This window comes from Kocuria atrinae, from assembly GCF_039531425.1.
GTDB lineage: Bacteria > Actinomycetota > Actinomycetes > Actinomycetales > Micrococcaceae > Kocuria > Kocuria atrinae.
Window position 1 is genome coordinate 14,132 of sequence record NZ_BAAAQA010000034.1, and the last position, 18,218, is coordinate 32,349.

At 71.3% G+C, this 18,218-nt stretch carries 19 protein-coding genes; 8 read left to right on the top strand and 11 right to left on the bottom strand.

Going from position 1 to position 18,218, the window contains the following annotated elements; all coding sequences use genetic code 11:
* The first annotated feature begins 147 nt into the window (after positions 1 to 147).
* The 8 genes from ABD283_RS13820 to ABD283_RS13855 all read left to right on the top strand — a co-directional run bounded on the left by ABD283_RS13820 (position 148) and on the right by ABD283_RS13855 (position 7,379).
* Positions 148 to 858: a response regulator transcription factor gene (locus ABD283_RS13820; protein ID WP_035962935.1), complete on the top strand. Its 711-nt coding sequence runs from the start codon at positions 148 to 150 to the stop codon at positions 856 to 858.
* A complete protein-coding gene (locus tag ABD283_RS13825) occupies positions 855 to 1,994 on the top strand; it encodes a sensor histidine kinase (protein WP_035962932.1) in 1,140 nt (379 codons plus the stop codon). Before ABD283_RS13820 ends, ABD283_RS13825 begins: the two co-directional genes overlap by 4 nt.
* 85 nt (positions 1,995 to 2,079) lie before the next feature.
* Positions 2,080 to 2,418 carry a heavy-metal-associated domain-containing protein gene (locus ABD283_RS13830; RefSeq protein WP_035962930.1) on the top strand — a complete coding sequence of 113 codons (339 nt, stop codon included), beginning with the start codon at positions 2,080 to 2,082 and terminating at the stop codon, positions 2,416 to 2,418.
* Positions 2,419 to 2,518: 100 nt separating this feature from the next.
* The gene (locus ABD283_RS13835; protein WP_344225540.1) at positions 2,519 to 3,184 is read left to right on the top strand and encodes a DUF305 domain-containing protein; all 666 of its coding nucleotides are present in this window, start codon (positions 2,519 to 2,521) and stop codon (positions 3,182 to 3,184) included.
* A gap of 79 nt (positions 3,185 to 3,263) precedes the next feature.
* The gene (locus tag ABD283_RS13840) at positions 3,264 to 3,539 is read left to right on the top strand and encodes an SHOCT domain-containing protein (RefSeq protein WP_098055600.1); all 276 of its coding nucleotides are present in this window, start codon (positions 3,264 to 3,266) and stop codon (positions 3,537 to 3,539) included.
* Entirely contained in the window at positions 3,536 to 5,020 is a 1,485-nt protein-coding gene (locus tag ABD283_RS13845; RefSeq protein ID WP_344225546.1) for a multicopper oxidase family protein, read from the top strand. Before ABD283_RS13840 ends, ABD283_RS13845 begins: the two co-directional genes overlap by 4 nt.
* 87 nt (positions 5,021 to 5,107) lie before the next feature.
* Positions 5,108 to 6,439: an APC family permease gene (locus tag ABD283_RS13850; protein WP_098056165.1), complete on the top strand. Its 1,332-nt coding sequence runs from the start codon at positions 5,108 to 5,110 to the stop codon at positions 6,437 to 6,439.
* Positions 6,440 to 6,503: 64 nt separating this feature from the next.
* Entirely contained in the window at positions 6,504 to 7,379 is an 876-nt protein-coding gene (locus ABD283_RS13855) for a potassium channel family protein (protein WP_035962920.1), read from the top strand.
* Between the two features lie 55 nt (positions 7,380 to 7,434).
* Here the strand turns inward: ABD283_RS13855 and ABD283_RS13860 are convergent, their stop codons facing one another.
* The 11 genes from ABD283_RS13860 to ABD283_RS13910 all read right to left on the bottom strand — a co-directional run bounded on the left by ABD283_RS13860 (position 7,435) and on the right by ABD283_RS13910 (position 17,744).
* A complete protein-coding gene (locus ABD283_RS13860) occupies positions 7,435 to 8,856 on the bottom strand; it encodes an NADH-quinone oxidoreductase subunit N (RefSeq protein WP_240505713.1) in 1,422 nt (473 codons plus the stop codon).
* Positions 8,857 to 8,871: 15 nt separating this feature from the next.
* Complete coding sequence (locus tag ABD283_RS13865; protein WP_344225541.1) at positions 8,872 to 10,362, bottom strand: complex I subunit 4 family protein; 1,491 nt, start codon at positions 10,360 to 10,362, stop codon at positions 8,872 to 8,874.
* 2 nt (positions 10,363 to 10,364) lie between these two features.
* Positions 10,365 to 12,275 (bottom strand): proton-conducting transporter transmembrane domain-containing protein, encoded by a 1,911-nt coding sequence (locus ABD283_RS13870; protein WP_035962911.1) that lies wholly within the window; start codon positions 12,273 to 12,275, stop codon positions 10,365 to 10,367.
* Positions 12,272 to 12,574, bottom strand: a complete 303-nt coding sequence (locus ABD283_RS13875) for an NADH-quinone oxidoreductase subunit NuoK (protein WP_019310381.1) — start codon at positions 12,572 to 12,574, stop codon at positions 12,272 to 12,274. Before ABD283_RS13875 ends, ABD283_RS13870 begins: the two co-directional genes overlap by 4 nt.
* Positions 12,571 to 13,134 carry an NADH-quinone oxidoreductase subunit J gene (locus ABD283_RS13880; RefSeq protein WP_098055712.1) on the bottom strand — a complete coding sequence of 188 codons (564 nt, stop codon included), beginning with the start codon at positions 13,132 to 13,134 and terminating at the stop codon, positions 12,571 to 12,573. The genes ABD283_RS13875 and ABD283_RS13880 overlap by 4 nt, the downstream gene beginning before the upstream one ends.
* Before the next feature lie 3 nt (positions 13,135 to 13,137).
* Entirely contained in the window at positions 13,138 to 14,073 is a 936-nt protein-coding gene (locus ABD283_RS13885; protein ID WP_029603322.1) for a complex I subunit 1 family protein, read from the bottom strand.
* Positions 14,066 to 15,232, bottom strand: a complete 1,167-nt coding sequence (locus ABD283_RS13890) for a hypothetical protein (protein ID WP_344225542.1) — start codon at positions 15,230 to 15,232, stop codon at positions 14,066 to 14,068. The genes ABD283_RS13885 and ABD283_RS13890 overlap by 8 nt, the downstream gene beginning before the upstream one ends.
* Complete coding sequence (locus tag ABD283_RS13895; protein WP_019310385.1) at positions 15,223 to 15,567, bottom strand: NADH-quinone oxidoreductase subunit A; 345 nt, start codon at positions 15,565 to 15,567, stop codon at positions 15,223 to 15,225. The genes ABD283_RS13890 and ABD283_RS13895 overlap by 10 nt, the downstream gene beginning before the upstream one ends.
* A 105-nt stretch (positions 15,568 to 15,672) precedes the next feature.
* On the bottom strand, positions 15,673 to 16,365 hold the full coding sequence (locus ABD283_RS13900; protein ID WP_344225543.1) for a DUF305 domain-containing protein: 693 nt from the start codon (positions 16,363 to 16,365) through the stop codon (positions 15,673 to 15,675).
* Positions 16,366 to 16,644: 279 nt separating this feature from the next.
* The gene (locus ABD283_RS13905; RefSeq protein ID WP_344225544.1) at positions 16,645 to 17,154 is read right to left on the bottom strand and encodes a DUF305 domain-containing protein; all 510 of its coding nucleotides are present in this window, start codon (positions 17,152 to 17,154) and stop codon (positions 16,645 to 16,647) included.
* Between the two features lie 179 nt (positions 17,155 to 17,333).
* Positions 17,334 to 17,744, bottom strand: a complete 411-nt coding sequence (locus ABD283_RS13910; protein WP_129702182.1) for a four-helix bundle copper-binding protein — start codon at positions 17,742 to 17,744, stop codon at positions 17,334 to 17,336.
* Positions 17,745 to 18,218: the final 474 nt, after the last annotated feature.

An 18,218-nucleotide genomic window follows, 5' to 3' on the forward strand; every position in this document is an offset into this window, starting at 1 on the left:
GGGTCACCAGAAAATGCGGGGGTTGAGAACCATTCTGGCAGGCCACCGGCAGGCGGGAGCCCAGATTCCTTGAAGGTTTGGCGAAGATTGCGGACCATCCGGCCCCCGAGTGGCTTCTACGTCGGGACGGCGGGACACACTGGGATCATGGTGATCTCCGCAGACAGGGATGCGTCCTCAGCCGGGCGCGTGCTGGTGGTCGACGACGAAAAGCCTCTGGCGCAGATGGTCGCCACCTACCTGGCCCGCGCCGGCTACGCCGTCGCCCAGGCGCACACCGGCCCCGACGCCCTCGAGACCGCCCGCACGGAGCACCCGGACGTCGTGGTCCTGGATCTGGGGCTGCCGGGGCTGGACGGGGTCGAGGTGTGCCGGCGGCTGCGGGCCTTCTCGGAGTGCTACGTGCTGATGCTCACCGCCCGCGGGGACGAGGAGGACAAGCTGGCCGGGCTGGCCGCCGGGGCCGATGACTACATCACCAAGCCCTTCAGCGTGCGCGAGCTCGTCGCCCGGGTGGCCGCGGTGCGGCGCCGGCCCCGCCCCACCGTGGCCCCGGCCGAACCGGCGCGGGTGTTCGGGGACCTCGTCATCGACCTGACCGCCCACGAGGTGCGGGTGGGCGGCGATCCGGTGGCGCTCACCCGCACCGAGTTCGACCTGCTGGCGGCCCTGTCGGCCCGCCCACACCAGGCGTTCTCCCGTCGTCAGCTCATCGACATCGTGTGGGACCCGGCTTGGGTGGGCGACGAGCGGATCGTGGACGTGCACATCGGCCACCTGCGCCGCAAGCTGGGCGAGGAACCGACCGCCCATATCGACACGGTGCGCGGGGTCGGCTACCGGATGGGGGCCCGATGACCCGACGCCCCCGGGGGCTGGTCTCCCGGTTCCTGCTCGCCCAGCTGCTGGTGGTGGCCGCCAGCCTGCTCGCCGCGGTCGTGGTGGCCTCCCTGGCCGGCCCGGCGATCTTCCACGAGCACCTGATCATGGCCGGGCACCCGGAGAACTCCCCGGAATTGCTGCACGTGGAGCAGGCCTACCGCGACACCAACCTCATCACCCTGGGCGTGGCCCTGGGCACCGCCCTGGTCTGCGCCCTGGTGGTCAGCGCCTGGTGCTCCCGTCGTATCCGGGGGCCGTTGGAACGATTGACCGAGGCGGCCCAGGGCATGGCCCACGGCCGCTACGACACCCGGGTCCCGGCGATGGGCGCCGGGGCGGAGGTCGAGGCCCTTGCCTCCTCGTTCAACACCATGGCCGCCCGTCTGCGGAGCACCGAGGACACCCGCCGGCGAATGCTCTCAGACCTGGCCCATGAGATGCGCACCCCCATCGCGGTGCTCACCGTCTACTGCGAGGCCCTCCAGGACGGGGTCACCCACTGGGATGAGACCACCAGTGAGCTCATGAGCGAGCAACTGGCCCGACTGACCCGGCTGGTGGACGACATCAACGACGTCTCCCGCGCCGAGGAGGGCCGGATCGACCTGGACCGCACCGAGCAGCCCGTCGGTGAGCTCCTCCGGAGTGCCGTGGAGGCCCACCGGGAGGGCTACGCCGCCAAGGGCGTAGCCCTGGAGCTCGACGTCGACGAGTCGGCCGGGACCGTGGACGTGGACCGGCAACGGATGGGCCAGGTACTGGGCAACCTGCTCACCAACGCCCTGCGCCACACCCCGCTGGGCGGAAAGGTGATCCTGAGGGCGGCCCGGCAGGGTCCCGGGCAGATCGCCATCCACGTGGCCGACACCGGTGATGGCATCAGCGCCGAACACCTGTCCCACGTCTTCGAACGCTTCTACCGCGGGGACACCGCCCGCGACCGCGACCACGGCGGCTCCGGGATCGGCCTGACCATCTCCAAAGCACTGGTCGAAGCCCACGGCGGCACCCTGACCGCCGCCTCCCCCGGCCCCGGACACGGCGCGGTGTTCACCATCCAGTTGCCGCCCCCCCAACTGGCCGATCTGCCTCCCGCTCGGGAGGCTCACTGACATCCTTGCACTATACCCCCCCCAGGGTATATACCTGAGAGGCGAGGGGCGTTCCCCGTTCCCTCACGATCCGAAGGAGCCCACCATGACCAGCTCGCCCCGCCGCCCCCTGCCGATGGCCGCCACCGGTTGCGCCTGCTGCGCTCCCTCCTCTGTCCCTGAGGAAGCGGGGACTGCCGTCGAGGCGCAGTCGCCGTCCTCGGACGGCACCGCCACGACCTACCAGGTGGAGGGCATGACCTGCGGCCACTGCGCCGGCCGGGTCACCGAGGCCCTCACGGCGTTGGAGGGGGTCCTTGACGTGCAGATCGACCTCGTAGCCGGCGAGGCTTCGGCCGTTACCGTGACCAGCACCACCCCTGTCGCAGAGGAATCCGTGCGCGCCGCAGTGGCGCGTGCCGGATATGCGGTCACCTCTTCCTGAGCGTGCCGGGACCGGATCCCCCACGGCCCGACCCGGCTCCCGGTCTCCAGGCCCTGCCTGGGGCCACCACCACCCAACCACCCCACGTAAGGACATCCCCATGAACCGAGCCTCTTCCCTCACCGCCGTGACCCTCGCCTCTGCCCTGGCCCTGGCCGGCTGCGGCACCGGAGGCGAACAGAACACTGACGCGGCCTCCGAGACCACCAGCTCCACAGCTGCCGCCACCGGGGCCGGTAGCCCCTCGAGCACCCCGTCGGGCGCTACCTCAGGGGAGCCGATCGCTGAAGAGCACAACGACGACGACGTGATGTTCGCCCAGATGATGATCCCCCACCACCAGCAGGCCGTGGACATGAGCGAGACACTGCTGGCCAAGGACGACATCCCCGCCGATGTCCAGGACTTCGCCCAGAAGGTCATCGATGCCCAGGGCCCGGAGATCGAGCGCATGAACCAGATGCTGCAGACCTGGGAAGCGCCGATGTCCGGCGAGGACTCCACGTCCATGGACCACGGGGCCGGCGGGATGATGAGCGAGGAGGACATGGGCATGCTCACCGACGCGCAGGGGACGGACGCGGCCCGGCTGTACCTGGAGCAGATGACCGTCCACCACGAAGGCGCGGTCGAGATGGCCCAGGAGCAGATCGAGCAGGGACAGAACCCCCAGGCCGTCGAGCTCGCCCGCCAGGTGGTCGAGGACCAGGAGGCGGAGATCACCGAGATGGAGCAGATGCTCCAGGAGCTGCCGGACGGTTCCTGACTGCCCCGGTGACCGGCGTCGCCGCCCACGGGCGGCGCTCTGCAGGAAGCAGCGAACCGATCGATGAAGGAGGACCGCGATGATGTGGGGCGACGGCATGGGAGGAGGCACGGGCTGGATGTGGATCTTCTGGCTCCTGCTGATCCTGGGCACGGTGGTGCTGATCTTCGTGCTCGTGAAGGCGTTCACCGGGAACTCGGGCGGCGGGACCCGGCAGGGCGGGAGCGCCCCGCCGCCGACGGGCGCGGGTCCGCGCCGGTCCCGGGAGATCCTCGAGGAGCGCTACGCCCGCGGGGAGATCAGCACCGAAGAGTATCGCGAGCGGCTGCGGACCCTGGAGGAGGGCGACCGGTGAGCCCGCTGACCCGCCGGCAGCTGCTGGCCCTGGGTGCGGCCGGGGCCGGCGCCGCGGCCGTGGGCGGGGCCGGGCTGTGGTGGACCGGCGGCGGTGGCGAGGCCCTCGGCGGCGGCCGGGAGCTGCTGCAGCCCGAGGTGCTGTCCAGCCGGGACGGGGCCCTGGACCTGGCCCTGGAGGCCGCCCCCGCCCGGGTGCGGATCGGGGCGCGCACCGCGCACGTGCAGGCGTTCAACGGCTCCCTGCCGGGGCCCACCCTGCGGGTCCGCCCCGGCGACACGCTCCGGGTGGCGATGACCAACGGCCTGGAGGCCCCCACGAACCTGCACGTGCACGGGCTGCACGTCTCCCCGGAGGACAACGGGGACAACCCCTTCGTCAGCATCGCCCCCGGGGACTCCTTCGACTACGACTTCTCCCTTCCGGACGACCACCCGCCCGGCACCTACTGGTACCACCCGCACCGGCACGGGCACGTGGCCGACCAGCTCGCGGCGGGTCTCTACGGGGCCATCGTCGTCGAGGACCCCGACCCCGTGCCCGTGGCCCGGGAACGGGTGCTGGTGGTCTCGGACCTCACCCTCGACGACTCCGGGAACCTGGCCGAGGTCTCCCCGCCGCAGCGGATGATGGGCCGGGAGGGCGAGACCGTGCTGGTCAACGGCCAGGTCCGGCCCCGGGCCGGCGCCGCACCCGGGGAGCGGGAGCTGTGGCGGGTCGTCAACGCCTGCCCGGCCCGGTACCTGCGCCTGACCCTCGACGGCCAGACGCTGCGGCTGCTCGGCCGCGACGTCGGCCGCCTCCCCGAGCCGGTCGAGCTCACCGAGGTGACCCTGGCCCCGGGCAACCGGGTGGAGCTGCTCGTGGACACCCGCGAGGGCGCCTCCACCCTGACCGCCGCCCCCGTGGACCGCGGCAGCATGGACGGCATGATGGGCGGGGCGATGCCGGGGGACGGCCCCGGCACCGACGAGCCGATCGAGCTGCTCACCCTCGAGGTCACCGGGGACCGGGCCGCGGACGCCGGCCCCGTCCCCCCGGGTCCGGTGCTGCGGGACCTGCGCGAGGAGCCGGTCGCGGCCCGGCGCACCCTGGACTTCGCCATGGGCATGGGCATGGGCGGGATGATGGGCGGCATGCGCGGCCCCGGGCAGATGATGTCCTTCACGATCGACGGGCGGCCGTTCGACGCCGAGCGCACCGACCAGCGGGTCCGGGTGGGCACCGTGGAGGAGTGGACCCTCACCAACTCCAGCCCCATGGACCACCCGATGCACCTGCACGTGTGGCCCATGCAGGTCGTGACCGAGGCGGGCCGCGAGGTCGCCGCACCGCGGTGGCTGGACGTGGTCAACGTCCCGGCCTTCGGAGAGGTGACGGTCCGGGTGGCCTTCGACGACTTCGCCGGCCGCACCGTCTACCACTGCCACATCCTCGACCACGAGGACCTCGGCATGATGGGCACCCTCGAGGCCCGCTGAGCACCGTGGGCCGGCCCACCGACCCTGTCCGAACCACCCCACCGCCGGGGGCACTCACCGCCCGGCAGGAAGGACGTGCACCTCCTCATGGACCACGACACGCAGACGCAGCAGAAGCTCTCCCTGACCGGTTCCGTCGCCCTCGGGACGGGGGTGATGATCGGCGCAGGCATCTTCGCCCTCGTGGGGCAGGTCGCCGAACTGGCCGGCGGCTGGGTGCCCTGGGCGTTCCTCGCCGGAGCCGTGGTCGTGGCGTTCAGCTCCTACTCCTACATCCGCTACTCGGCCACCAACCCGTCCTCCGGCGGGATCGCGATGCTGCTCAAGGCCGCCTACGGCCCCGGGGTTCTCGCCGGGTCCTTCTCCCTGTTCATGTACGTGTCGATGATCCTGGCCGAGTCCCTGCTGGGCCGCACCTTCGCCTCCTACCTGCTGCGCCCCTTCGGCCTGCAGGGCTCCGAGGTGTGGGTGGCGGTGCTGGCGGTGGTGGCGATCGTGGCCGCCGCCCTGGTCAACCTGGTGGGCAACCGGTGGGTGGAGCGCTCCGCCACGGTGACCGCGGCGCTCAAGATCGTCGGGATCGCCGTGCTGGCGATCGCCGGCATCCTCGCCGCCGGGGTGTCCTCCCTGGGCCGGCTGTTCAGCGCCGCCGACCGCACCCCGCCGGAGGCGGGATGGCTGGGCTTCCTGGCCGGAACCACCCTGTGCATCCTGGCGTACAAGGGCTTCACCACGATCACCAACCAGGGCGCCGACCTGCAGCAGCCGGAGCGCAACATCGGCCGCTCCATCATGATCTCCCTCGCCCTGTGCACCGTGCTCTACCTGCTGATCACCGTCGCGGTGACCGGCAGCCTGACCGTGCCGCAGATCGTCGAGGCCCGGGACTACGCCCTGGCCGAGGCGGCCGAGCCGATGTTCGGCGCCTGGGGCGTGACGCTGACCGTGGCGATCGCCGTCGTCGCGACCCTGTCGGGGCTGATCGCGAGCCTGTTCTCGGTCTCGAAGCTCTACGACATGCTCCGCGACATGGGCCAGGCCCCCGGGCTGCCGGGTCAGGAGGGCCACCAGTCCCTCTACATCACGGCGGGACTGGCCATCGTCATGGCGGCCTTCTTCGACCTGGGCCAGATCGCCTCCCTCGGCGCCATCCTCTACCTGGCGATGGACATCGCCATCCACCTCGGCATCCTCCGCCACCTCAAGGACGACGTCGGGGCCAAACCGTGGATCCCCTGGGTCGCGATCGCCCTCGACGTCACGGTGCTCGTGCCGTTCGTGCTGCTGAAATCCCAGTCGGACCCGTTCACCCTGGTAATCACCGCCGTGGTGGCCCTGGTCATCGTCGTGGCGCAGTGGTTCACCGTGCGACACCGCTCCGACGAGGACGCGCGGCAGGGCGAGCACGAACAGCACTGAGGACCGGTGAGCCGCCCCGTAACCCGGGGACCGGAAGAACAAAAACCAACGACGGAGGTCGATCATGGACGTACTGCTGACAGCTCTGGGGATCGTGGTCATCGTGGCCGGGCTGATGGACATGTTCCACACCCTGTTGCACCCCAGCGGCCAGGGACGTCTGAGCCGACTGGTGCTCTCCACGGTGTGGAAGGTCTCGAAGGCCACCGGTCACCGGGCCGGCTCCGCCGTGGGGCCGGCGGCGATGGTGGCCGTGGTGCTCCTCTGGGTGGTGCTGCAAGCAGCGGGGTGGGCGCTGATCTACTACCCGCACGTCCCGGGCGGGTTCATGTACTCCTCCGGCATCGACGCGGCCGCCTACCCGGACGCGGTCGAGGCCGTCTACGTCTCCGTGGTGACGCTGTCGACGCTGGGCTACGGGGACGTGGTGGCCACCGACTCGTGGATCCGGGTCGCTGCCCCGTTCGAGGCCTTGACCGGGTTCGCGCTGTTGACCGCGGCGCTGACGTGGTTCACGCAGATCTATCCTCCCCTGATGCGGCGCCGGGCGCTGGCCCTGGAACTCAAGGGGCTGGCCGACGCCGACTATGCCGAGACGATCGAGGAGGTCGAGCCGGTCATCGCCTCCCGGGTCCTGGATTCCCTGCAGGCGGATCTCACGAAGATCTCCGTGGACTTCACCCAGCACACCGAGGGTTTCTATTTTCAGGAGAGCGACCCCGATCTGTCCTTGGCACGGCAGTTGCCGTATGCGCTGCGGCTCCGTGATGCGGCCATGGCCCGGTCCGAGCCGGCGGTGCGGTCCAGCGCCCAGCGGCTGTCCTCGGCCCTGGACCAGCTCGGGTCCGAGATCAAGGACGACTTCGTGGGCACCGGGGAGCACCCCGGTGAGGTCTTCGCCGCCTATGCGGCCGAGCACGGCCAGAGCACCCGGGCCTGAGTTCGCCCCTCTCGGCGTTGCGCACGGGCGGTCCGGGGCGCGAAGGTCGCCGCACCTACATTCCCAGGGGGCCCTCGAGGGCCGCCCACAGGGCGCCGGCCAGGACACCCAGCACCAGGCTCGCGACCGCGGCGACCCCGGCGGTGACGGCCGGCCAGGCGGCCGCCCCGCCGCGGCCGGGGAACCCCGCGGCGTGCTGCTCCGGGCGGGCGAAGACGGGGGCGAACCAGCGCAGGTAGTAGAAGAGGCTGAGCACGCTGCTGAGCATCACCACCAGGGCCAGCCAGCCGTGCCCGCCGTCCCAGGCGGCGGTGGCGGTGGTGAGCTTGCCGACGAACACGGCCAGCGGCGGGGTCCCCACCAGCCCCAGCAGCGCCACGAGCAGCGCCAGCCCCAGGCCGGGGCGGGAGCGCGCCAGGCCCCGGTAGTCGGCCAGCTCCCGGTGCTCGGGCAGCGCGGCGGTGACGGCGAAGGCGGCGACGTTGGTGACGGCGTAGGCGGCGAGGTAGAACAGCAGCGAGGGCAGGGCCAAGTCGCTGCGCCCGGCCGCGGCCACGGGCACGAGCAGGAACCCGACCTGGGCCACCGTGGACCAGCCCAGCAGCCGGCGGGGGTCGGTCTGCCAGTACGCCGCGAGGTTGCCCAGGACCATCGAGGCGGTGGCCAGCAGTGCGGCGACGAGCAACCAGGAGCCGTCCCCGGCGGAGACCGTGGCCACGAGCCGGTACACGGCCACCAGCGCCCCCACCTTCGGGACGGTGGTGAGGAACGTGGCGGCGGTGGCCCCGGTGCCCTGGGCGGCGTCGGGCACCCAGAAGTGGAAGGGCACCCCACCGGCCTTGAAGAGCAGCCCGGCGAGCACGCCCAGCACGCCCGCGCCCACGGCCGCGGCCGGGGCCGCGGGCAGCGTCTCCTGGAGCAGGGCGTAGTCGGTGCCCCCGGCCAGGGCGTAGAGCACGGTGACCCCGAGCATGAGCAGGATCCCGGACAGCGCCCCCATGAGGTAGGTCTTCATGGCGGCCTCGGCCCCGGCGCGGCCGCCGGTGAGGCCGACGATCCCGTACAGGGGGATGCTGGCCAGCAGGAACCCCACGATCAGCACGAGCAGGTCGGTGGACCCGGCCAGGACCATCACCCCGGTGGTGGCCAGCAGCAGCAGCGCGTACGTGTCCGACTCCCGCGGGGACCCGGCGATCTCCCCGGAGGCCACCCCCAGGACCAGCAGGGTGGTCAGGGCGGTGATCACCCGGGCGGTACCGGTGGCGGTGTCCACGGTGAAGGTGCCGCTGAAGGCGCTCTGCGCGGGCCCGGCCATGGCGAGGGCCGCGGCGGTCGCGGCACCCAGCAGGGCCAGGGCTGCGGCGGCGCGGGCGATCCACTGCCGGTCGCGGGGCAGGAAGGATCCGCCCAGCAGCACCACCAGCCCGCCGAGGAAGACGAGAATCTCGGGCAGCAGCAGCTCGGGGCGCATCTGCATCGAGGCCTCCATCGGCTACCGTCCCACCAGGCCCACGAGGGCGGCCGAGGCCGGCTCGATCACCTCGAGCAGCACCCGGGGCAGCACACCGATGAGCAGGGACAGGCCCAGCAGGGGACCGGCGGACCACAGCTCCGGCGCCCGGAGGTCCTCGAACCCGGGGGTGTGCCCGGCCGCCGGGCCGGTGAAGACCCGCTGCAGGGCCCGCAGGAACAGTGCGGCGGTGACCAGGATGCCCACCAGGGCGACCGCGGTGACCGGGGCCACCGCCACGCTGCCGGCGAAGATCTGGAACTCGGCGATGAACCCGGAGAACCCGGGCAGGCCCAGGGAGGCGAAGGCCCCGACCGCGAACAGCGCCGCGTAGCGCGGGGCGGGGGCGGCCAGCCCGCCGTAGGAGCCCATGTCGTAGGAGCCGGCCCGGTCCTGCATCACCCCGGCGAGCAGGAACAGGGCGGCGGTGATCAGCCCGTGGCTGACCATCTGCACCACCGCGCCGGTGACCGCCACGGACCGGGCCTGGGCGGCGCCCTCGACGAGGACCCCGACCGCGCCCAGGGCCAGGACGATGTAGCCCATGTGATTGACCGAGGTGTAGGCGATCATCCGCTTGAGATCCGTCTGGGCCAGGGCCACGAACGCCCCGTAGAGCACCGAGACGACGCCGACGGCCACGATCACCCAGGCCCACGCCCGCCACGCTTCGGGCAGGATCGGCATGGCGATGCGCACGAACCCGTAGGTGCCCATCTTCAGCAGCACCCCCGCCAGCACGGCCGAGCCGGTGGCCGGGGCGTCCGTGTGGGCCGGGGGGAGCCACGTGTGGAACGGCACGGTGGGGGTCTTCACGGCCAGGCCCACCAGGATCGCCGCGAGCACCAACCCCCCGGTGAGCGGATCGCCCGCCAGAGGTGCGGCCGCGACGAGCTCGGGGATGTCGAAGGTGTGCGGTGCCGCCGCCACGTAGAGCCCGATGAAGCCCAGCAGCAGGGCCAGGGAGCCCAGGAACGTGTAGAGGAAGAACTTCAGCGCCGACCGGACCGCGTTGCCGTGGCCCCACCCGGCGATCACGAAGTACATGCCCACGATGGACAGGTCGAAGAAGACGAAGAACAGGATGAGGTCGGCCGCCACGAACACCCCGAGGCTCACGCCCTGCAGGAACAGGAACAGTGCGGCCTGCACGCGCGGGCGGTCCGCGTCCCGCAGGGCGTGGACGGCGCAGGCCAGGAACACGACGGCCGTCATGGCCAGCAGCGGCAGGGAGAGCCCGTCCACGCCCACGTGGTAGCTGCTGTTCACCCCGGGGATCCACGGCACCTGCTCCTCGAACGCCAGCCCGTTGGGTCCCGGGTCCTCGTAGCCCGCCCACAGCACGCCCACGAGCAGCAGCTCCACGACGCTCACCGCCACCCACGCCCACCGCGCGGCCGCGGCCCCGATCGAGGGGACCACGGCCAGGACGGCGGCGGCGGCCAGGGGCAGGAAGACGATCAGGCTCAGCATGTTCATCCCATCACGGCGTAGACGGACCAGACCATGACGCCGACGGCGAGCACCGCGACGGCCTGGAGGAAGTACTGGTGGACTGCCCCGGTCTGCGGGGCCCGGGCCAGCTGCCCGAGCCGGCGGACCCGGCCGGCGAGGCCCTCGACGGCGCCGTCCACGACGTCGTCGTCGAGCCGGGCCGCACCCCGGCCGGTCGCGTCGGCGGCGTGCGCGGTGGCCTCGACCCCGGTGTCGAGGGCCCGGTCGTCGAACCGGGCCGCGGCCCGTGCCAGCACCGGGACGGCCCCGGCGGCGGCGGTCACGGCCCGGTCCAGGACGAGGTCGTCGAACCGGGCCAGGGCGTGCGCCAGGCCCAGTGAGGGGCGGACGACGACGGCGTGCGCGGCGGCCTCCAACCCTAGCCACCGCACGGCCCATCCCGGCTCGGGGACGCGCAGGCGCAGCATGAGCAGCAGGACCACGAGGGCGATCGCGGCCGAGACGAGCAGCTCGGCGGCCGCCACCTCACCGTGCCCGCCCACCGCCTGGGCGAGGGTCGTGCTGACCGGGGGCAGGGCCAGCACCCCGAGGGCGGCCGCGCCGACGGCGAGCACGACCAGCGGGACCTGCTCCAGCACCCCCACTCCCCCGGTGCCGCCCTCCTGGGCCTCAGCGCGGACACCCCGATACCAGATCGTCCACAGGACCTTGCCCGCGTAGGCCGCCGACAGGGCCGCCGCCACGAGCCCGGCGGCGTAGAGCCACGCCGAGGCCTCGAGGGCGGCGGCCAGCACCGCGTCCTTGGTGGCCCACAGGGACAGTGGGGCGATCCCGGCCAGGGCCAGCGCCCCCACGGTCGCGCTCACGCCCACGACCCGCCACCGGCGGCCGGCCCCGCGCAGTGCCGCGAGCTCCTCGGTGCCCAGGGCCGTCAGCCACGCCCCGGCGGCCAGGAACAGCAGCGCCTTGGTGGAGGCGTGGGCCACCAGGTGGGCCGCGCCGCCGCTGACCGCGCCCACCCCGGCGGCCAGCACGACGAAGCCCAGCTGCGCCACCGTGGACGCCGCCAGCAGCTGCTTGAGCTCCCGCTGGGCCAGCGCCACGAACCCCATCAGCACCGCGGTCACCGCCCCGATCCACGCCGCGGCCGGGCCCGCCCACCCGGTGGAGGCCAGCAGCGGCTCCACCCGGAGCAGGAGGTAGCCGCCCATGGCGACCATGGCCGCGGAGTGCAGCAGCGCGCTCACCGGGCTGGGGCCCTTCATCGCCCCGGAGAGCCAGAAGGAGAACGGCAGCTGCGCGGCCTTGCCTAGGGCCGCCACGAGGATCCCGGCCGCGATCACGTGCCGCCACGGGCTCTCGGCGGCCGGCAGGGCGGACAGGGCCATCCCGGCGCCGCCGGCCAGGGCGGCGCCGGCGGCGACGTAGAGTCCCAAGTCCGCGGTGCGGGTCGTGATGAAGGCGGTGAGTCCGGCCGAGACGCGGTCGGCGTCCCGCCACCAGAACCCGATCAGGGCGTAGGACGTGGCGCCCATCAGCTCCCAGGCGAACAGCAGCGCCGGCAGGCTCGCGGCCGTGACCGTGGTCAGGGCCGCGGCGGCGAAGAGCAGCATCAGCCCGTGGAAGCGCGGCCGTGCCGCCCGGATGCTGCCGGCCGCGAAGACCAGCACCAGGAGCGTCACTCCCGCGACCATCGGGAGGGTCAGTGCCGCGAGGGCGTCGGCCTCCAGCGCGAAGTCGGCACCGGCCACGAACGGATACGCCAGGGCGGGCCGCGCCAGGGCGGCGACCGCCGCGAGCACCGTGGTCACCGCGGCGGTCGCCACCGCGACCGGGGCCGCGGCACGCTCCGCCCGGGTGAGGGCGAGCACCGCCCCCACGGTGGCCGGGAGCACCACCACGGCCAGCAGGACGGCCTGGGCCGCGGTCATCGGGAGAGCTCCTCGGCCATGTCCGTCATGTCGGTCTGGCGCCTGCGGTGCAGCAGCGTGGCCACGGCGAAGCCCATGGCCATCTCCACGGTCATGGCCGCCAGGATCACCAGCAGCAGCACCTGCCCGGAGGGGTCCGGGGCGAGGAACCACCAGAAGCCCGCGGCGGCCAGGAGGACCCCGTTGATCATCAGTTCCAGGCCCATCATCACCATCACCACCACCTGCTGGGACAGGGCGCCGTAGAGCCCGACGGCGAACAGTGCGGCGGCCACGACCAGCACGGCTTCCAGGGTCATCGGCCCACACCCCCCGGCTGGGGGTCGTCGGCCGGGCGGCGGCGCAGGTCGTCACCGAGCCGGTCGTAGCGGGTGCGGTGGGCGGCCAGGACCACCCCGGCCACGATGGTGGCCACCATGACAGGGCCCACCACGGCCATGACCAGCATCTTCTCGCCCATGATCTCCAGGCCCAGCGCGTGCGTGACGTCCTCGGGCGGGACACCGCGCCGCTGCGGCCACGGCACGAGCAGCGCACCGGCGGCCAGCAGCACGAAGACCCCGGCCGAGGCGACGATCGCGGTCTTCTTCCCGTGGGTCATGTCCATGGGCATCAGCGCCGGGTTCATGCCCATGAACATCACCATGTAGACCGCCATCACCGCCATCTCCATCACCATCATGAGGATCGTGATGATCCCGAGGTAGCTCTGCCCGAGCAGCAGAATCTGCACCCCCACCGCGATGAACGACAGCGCCAGGGCATAGGTGGCCCGGGCCATGGAGTCCACCACGAACACAGCTGCCCCCGCGGTCACGGCCACCACGGCGAGCACCCAGAATACGATTCCGACCAGCACGGCTCAGCCCTTCCAGACGACGACGAGGGACACGACCAGGTCCTGGAGCACGGCGGCCGGGAGCAGGACCATCCACCCGATCTCCATGAACCGGTCCGGGCGCAGCAGCGGAAGCTTCCGCCGCAACCACACGAGCACCGCGAGCACGGCCACGGTCTTCACCAGGACCCACGCCCAGCCGGGCAGGACCGGCCCGGCCCCGCCCCCGAGGAACAGCGGCACCGAGAAGGCGGCTCCGGCGGTCAGGAACAGGTAGCGCCCGGCCTGGAGGACGAGGCGGTCGACCCCCGAGAGCTCGGCCAGCACGCCGCCGCCGATGTCGGCGGCCAGCGCCGGGGCGAACGGGCCCCACACGGAGAAGCCGGTCACGCCGATGAGGAACACGAGGAACGCCACCGGCATCCAGACCACGAACCACACGCCGTCCTGGGCCGCCGCGACATCGCCCACGGCCAGGCTGCCGGCGGCGATCGCCGGGGCCACCAGCGCGAACATCAACGGCAGCTCGTAGGCCAGCCCGTGCGCCAGGAAGCGGTAGCCGCCCACCAGGCCGTGGGCGGAGTTCGCACCCCAGCCGGCCAACCAGACCAGCGCCCAGACCATGACGTCCACGGTGTTGAACCACACGACACCGACGTCCAGGTCCGCCAGCGTCCACTCCCCCAGCGGGATCACCGCGATCATCAGGAACGCCCCGACCAGCATGCCCGCGCCACCGATCCGCCACAGCAGGGTGTCCGCGGCCACGGTGCTCCGGCGCCGCTGCCGCAGCAGCCTCGCCGCACGGCCCAGCGGCGCGCCCCATCCGCCGCCGGTGCCCTGCGCCCGGGCCGAGAGCGCCGCATCCAGCGCCACGGCGAAGAAGGCCAAGCCGCACAGGAGGATCCCCGCCAGCACGGCCCATCCTCCGGGGACGGTCGTCACCACGCTCTCAGCCATGCCCCACCGCCTGGACGGCAGGATGCGGATCGAGATCCAGGCTCGCCACGGCCAACCGCACGGAGCCCAGCTCCAGCCCGGTCACCAGGTCCGGCACCACCGCCCAGGGCACCCCACCGTCCTCCGCCGGGGTGGGCTCCGTGCCACCGGCCTCGGCCCGGATCCGTTCCACGCGGGACAGCAGCCGGTCGTGGGCGTCCCCGCGGCAGTGTCCCGGCAGCCCGTGGCGCTCGAGGCCGGCCCGGTCCAGCAGCAGGACGCCCCGCAGCGACGACCGGAGCAGCCAGGACCACCGGACCGTCCGATCCAGCCGCTCGACGGCGTCCCGGGCGGCGTCCTCGTCACCGCACAGCAGGGCGTCCCGGGCGCGGCGGGCGCAGGCCGCCGCGTCCTCGACCCCCGCGAGAGCCAGCAACGCCATGACCTGGTCGCACCGCACCACCGCCGCCGGCGCGGGACCGGCACTTGGTCCGGCTGCTCCGGCGCCGTCGTCCTCGTCGTCGTTCCTGCCGTCCACCATGGAGGCTTCGGCGTTGACCACGACATCCCCCTGCAACGAGCAGCGCAGCACGAGCCCGGCCGGCCAGAACGGCAGCACGGGACCCAGCGGCAGATGGAGGACGTCCATCTCCAGTCCGTCACGGTCCTCCCCGCCCTCGGCCAGCGGGATCCCCTCCGGAGCCATGTCCATCCCACCGTGCCCGCCGTGCCCGCCGTGGTCCATCTCGCCGTGGTCCATCTCGCCGTGGTCCATCTCGCCGTGGTCCATGCCCCCGTGACCCCCATGATCCGCGTCCTCGGGGATCTCGGGTTCCTGCGCCCGCTCCTGGGCGTCCGTCCGGTGGTGCGGGGTGTCGAGAAGGAGGGCTGCGGCGGCGTCGAGGGCGGAACCTACAGTTCCGGGCGAGGTGATGTCGGCGCGGACGCGGGGACCGGGCATCTGCTCCCAGAGCCGGTCCACCAGCTCGGAGAGTTCGGGGCCGGGTGCACCGCACACTGCGAGCACGTCCGCATCCGCTGGTGTCCACGCCGGTCGCCACCCACGGCGGAGCAGCTGGTGCTCGACCTCCATCCGGGTCGCCCAGTGCCCCGGGACCTCGACGACGAGGACCCGGGTGGCCCGGACCGCGAGCCGGGCGAGAGCACCGCTCAGGCCCATCGGAAGGCTCCTTCGCGCCAGGCCCAGGCCACGGCGACGAGCAGGGCCCCGAGGAACAGGAACATCTCCACCACCGCGGAGATCCCCTTCTCGATCACGACCACCGCCCACGGATACATGAAGAGCATCTCGACGTCGAAGGCCAGGAACACGATTGAGGCGAGGTACCAGCGGGCGTGGAATCGGGACAGCGCGTGCTCCTGGGGCATCCACCCGGATTGGGCGGGCAGAACCGTCAACGGCTCGGCGGTGATGACGGCAGCGCGGTGGAGTGCATAGAGGAGAACGACGACCGACAGCGCCACCAGGGCCATGGCCACGATCCCGGAGTACACGATGGTCTCCCCTTTCGCGCGGTCGGAACATCAAAGTCTGTCGTTGATCGGTGGGGGCAACCCTAACAGATGGCCCCCACCGATCGCGCTGTTTCAGTTCGGTGATCAGCCGCGGCCGGCGAGCCAAGTGCGGAAGTCCGCGACCTGGGCCTGTTGGGTGGTGATCCCCGCGGTGGCCGCCACTCGCAGCTGCGGGTGCACGGCACGGGACTGCGGCTCCAGGAACTCGATGATCCCGCTCTGGTGGTGCGGAATCATCTTTTGCACGAAGGCGACGTCGAAGTCCTCACCGGCCTCCACGGCCGAGAGTTCCTCGATCATCATCTGGGTCTCCTCCTCCAGGATCTTCATCTCCTCCTGGGCTTCTGCCGGGGCCTGAGCCATGGCCTCTTCCGGGGTCAGCCCGTACCACTCCTCCAGCCACCGGGTGAACTGGTCGATCTGGTGCTGCTGGTTGGCGATGATGTTCTCCGCGTGCGTGCGGATGTCCGGGCTGACCCCCCGCTCAAGCTCCAGCTGGGACATCTCGATGGCGGCGCGGTGGTGCGGGATGATCTCGGCCAGGAACGTGATTTCCAGCTCTTCGCCCTCCAGGGTGGCCAGGGTCTCGCCGAACTCGTAGGCCGTCGGCGACGTCGGGTCCGGCTGCAGCATTTCCGCTTGGGAGTGGGAGGAGACGGGGGTGGCCTCTCCGTGAGCGAAGACCGGGGCGGTTGCTCCGCCCAGCAAGGTGGCAGCGAGGGTGAGGCTGGATGCGGCTGCGGCGATACGGCGGCCGCGGGTGAGGGTGGGAAGCATGATCAGGTCTCTCTTTCGGTGCGAACAGGCCCGGAGGATGAACCCGGTTCAACCACTAGATAGGCGGCCTCGGGCGGACCGTGGTTCGCCACGGTGGGAGGCACGAACCCGTCTGCAGTGCCGGAGACGGGGGGAGAGGAAACCAGGCGGAGCACTCGGGCCGGGCGTCCGGCCGAGTTTCCTCTTGCACCGGTGGGTGCCGCTCAGCGGCCTCCACCGGTCAATGGTGCACATCAAGTGCCGAGGGCCCGCAGCCCGGGTCGGCCCCCGTTCAGCGGGTCATTCGTAGCGTGTGAGGATGTCTTGCATCTGGGCGATCTCCTCCTGCTGGGTCTCCACGATGGTGACGCACAGGTCTTGGATCTCGGGGTCGGTGATGTTCGATTCCTGGCAGACCAGGATGGCCCGGGAGTGGTGCGGGATCATCGACTTCAAGAATCCCTCGTTGCCCACTCCGACCTCGGCGCGCCCGAAGAGCAGCGCCGCGACGAACAAGGCGATGAAGCCGATGAGCAGGGCGATGTTGAGCTTGGTGTTCTGGAACATCGACCACATGCCCACGACCATGAGTATGGCCATCGCGGTGACCATGATGAACGCCATGTAGAGGTTGCTGGGATTGAAGTAGAAGTGGTCCCAGGTGCGGATCATCGACATCGTCAACACCCACATCAGCCCGAGGTTGACCAGCAGGATGGCCGCGAAGATCCAGTACATCCGATTCGAGGTGCCGTGGTGGCCGGCCTTGTCTTCGTGGCGCTGGTTGCGAGCACTCGCGTTCGTTGTCATTGTCCTCGTTCCTCTGGTGACTTCCTCGTGCATCAGGTGCATCACCCGGGCGGCAGGTGCGTCATGGCGGTGCCCTGACCCCTAGAGGTCCGGGATCCACCCGTAGCGCCGATCCCAGCCGGCCACGGGCCTTCTCACCGCCCCCGCCGCCCGGATGATGGGTCAGCGGGAGGTTCTGCTCAGCCCAGGGAGGCGACCAGCTCGGCGCAAGCCGCCTCACAACGCCGGCAGGCCTCGGCACAGATCCGGCAGTGCTCGTGCATGTCCGCGTGCTGCTCGCACTCATCGGCGCACGCCTTGCAGGCCATCTGGCAGGCCTTGATCGCATCCAAGGTGATGTTCGCGTCGTAGCCGGTGTGACGTGAGAGCACTCGCCCGGTGGCCTCGCACAGGTCCGCGCAGTCCAGGTTGGTGCGGATGCACTTGGTCAGCTCCGCGACCATGTCCTCGGACAGGCAGGCATCAGCGCAGGCGGTGCAGGTCTGGGCGCACTCGAAACACGCCTCGATACAGGCGGCCAGCTTCTCCTTGTCCACCCCACCGAGGTCCTTCGGGTAGGTCTCCAGCATCGCGCTCACGTGATGGGTCATGGCTTGCTCCTTCGTCGGTTCAACAGGAGACGAACCGGCCGGAGCCAGCCCGCCATGCCATCGACAGTAGACTGCCTTTTCCATGTGACGCGACCCAAAATCTTGAAGATTTGATGAAGATGAACACCTCAGCGGTGCGCAACTGCATCCCATCGACTGGTTTTTTGCATCGATGCAGCGGGCCGAATATAGAGATTCCGTGAAGAAATCCCGTCGTGCATCTCGAAATGGCGCCCCGAGACCTTTCCAAGCTGTGAGCCACCTCGAAAGTTCCCTCACGAAGCCTTGGTGTTTGCCCATGGAACACTGGAGACTACGCGTAGTCCCAAGTCTCTTGCCGTCGTCGACTGTGTCCAGCGAAATGCGCGCCACGATGCCATTTTGCCCAGTCAGACCGGCCCTAATTGTTGTGGGTCATGAGGTTCTTGGCGCGGGTGCGTCGATGAGATGAGGAACGGGCTCCTCGTCACAGGA

Coding starts and splice junctions, on each gene's coding strand:
- ABD283_RS13830 (WP_035962930.1), top strand. CDS start 2,080: ATGACCAGCTCGCCCCGCCGCCCCCTGCCGATGGCCGCCACCGGTTGC.
- ABD283_RS13835 (WP_344225540.1), top strand. CDS start 2,519: ATGAACCGAGCCTCTTCCCTCACCGCCGTGACCCTCGCCTCTGCCCTG.
- ABD283_RS13850 (WP_098056165.1), top strand. CDS start 5,108: ATGGACCACGACACGCAGACGCAGCAGAAGCTCTCCCTGACCGGTTCC.
- ABD283_RS13860 (WP_240505713.1), bottom strand. CDS start 8,856: ATGCAGATGCGCCCCGAGCTGCTGCTGCCCGAGATTCTCGTCTTCCTC.
- ABD283_RS13870 (WP_035962911.1), bottom strand. CDS start 12,275: ATGACCGCGGCCCAGGCCGTCCTGCTGGCCGTGGTGGTGCTCCCGGCC.
- ABD283_RS13820 (WP_035962935.1), top strand. CDS start 148: ATGGTGATCTCCGCAGACAGGGATGCGTCCTCAGCCGGGCGCGTGCTG.
- ABD283_RS13910 (WP_129702182.1), bottom strand. CDS start 17,744: ATGACCCATCACGTGAGCGCGATGCTGGAGACCTACCCGAAGGACCTC.
- ABD283_RS13855 (WP_035962920.1), top strand. CDS start 6,504: ATGGACGTACTGCTGACAGCTCTGGGGATCGTGGTCATCGTGGCCGGG.
- ABD283_RS13890 (WP_344225542.1), bottom strand. CDS start 15,232: ATGGGCCTGAGCGGTGCTCTCGCCCGGCTCGCGGTCCGGGCCACCCGG.
- ABD283_RS13875 (WP_019310381.1), bottom strand. CDS start 12,574: ATGACCCTGGAAGCCGTGCTGGTCGTGGCCGCCGCACTGTTCGCCGTC.
- ABD283_RS13825 (WP_035962932.1), top strand. CDS start 855: ATGACCCGACGCCCCCGGGGGCTGGTCTCCCGGTTCCTGCTCGCCCAG.
- ABD283_RS13885 (WP_029603322.1), bottom strand. CDS start 14,073: ATGGCTGAGAGCGTGGTGACGACCGTCCCCGGAGGATGGGCCGTGCTG.
- ABD283_RS13840 (WP_098055600.1), top strand. CDS start 3,264: ATGATGTGGGGCGACGGCATGGGAGGAGGCACGGGCTGGATGTGGATC.
- ABD283_RS13905 (WP_344225544.1), bottom strand. CDS start 17,154: ATGACAACGAACGCGAGTGCTCGCAACCAGCGCCACGAAGACAAGGCC.
- ABD283_RS13900 (WP_344225543.1), bottom strand. CDS start 16,365: ATGCTTCCCACCCTCACCCGCGGCCGCCGTATCGCCGCAGCCGCATCC.
- ABD283_RS13865 (WP_344225541.1), bottom strand. CDS start 10,362: ATGCTGAGCCTGATCGTCTTCCTGCCCCTGGCCGCCGCCGCCGTCCTG.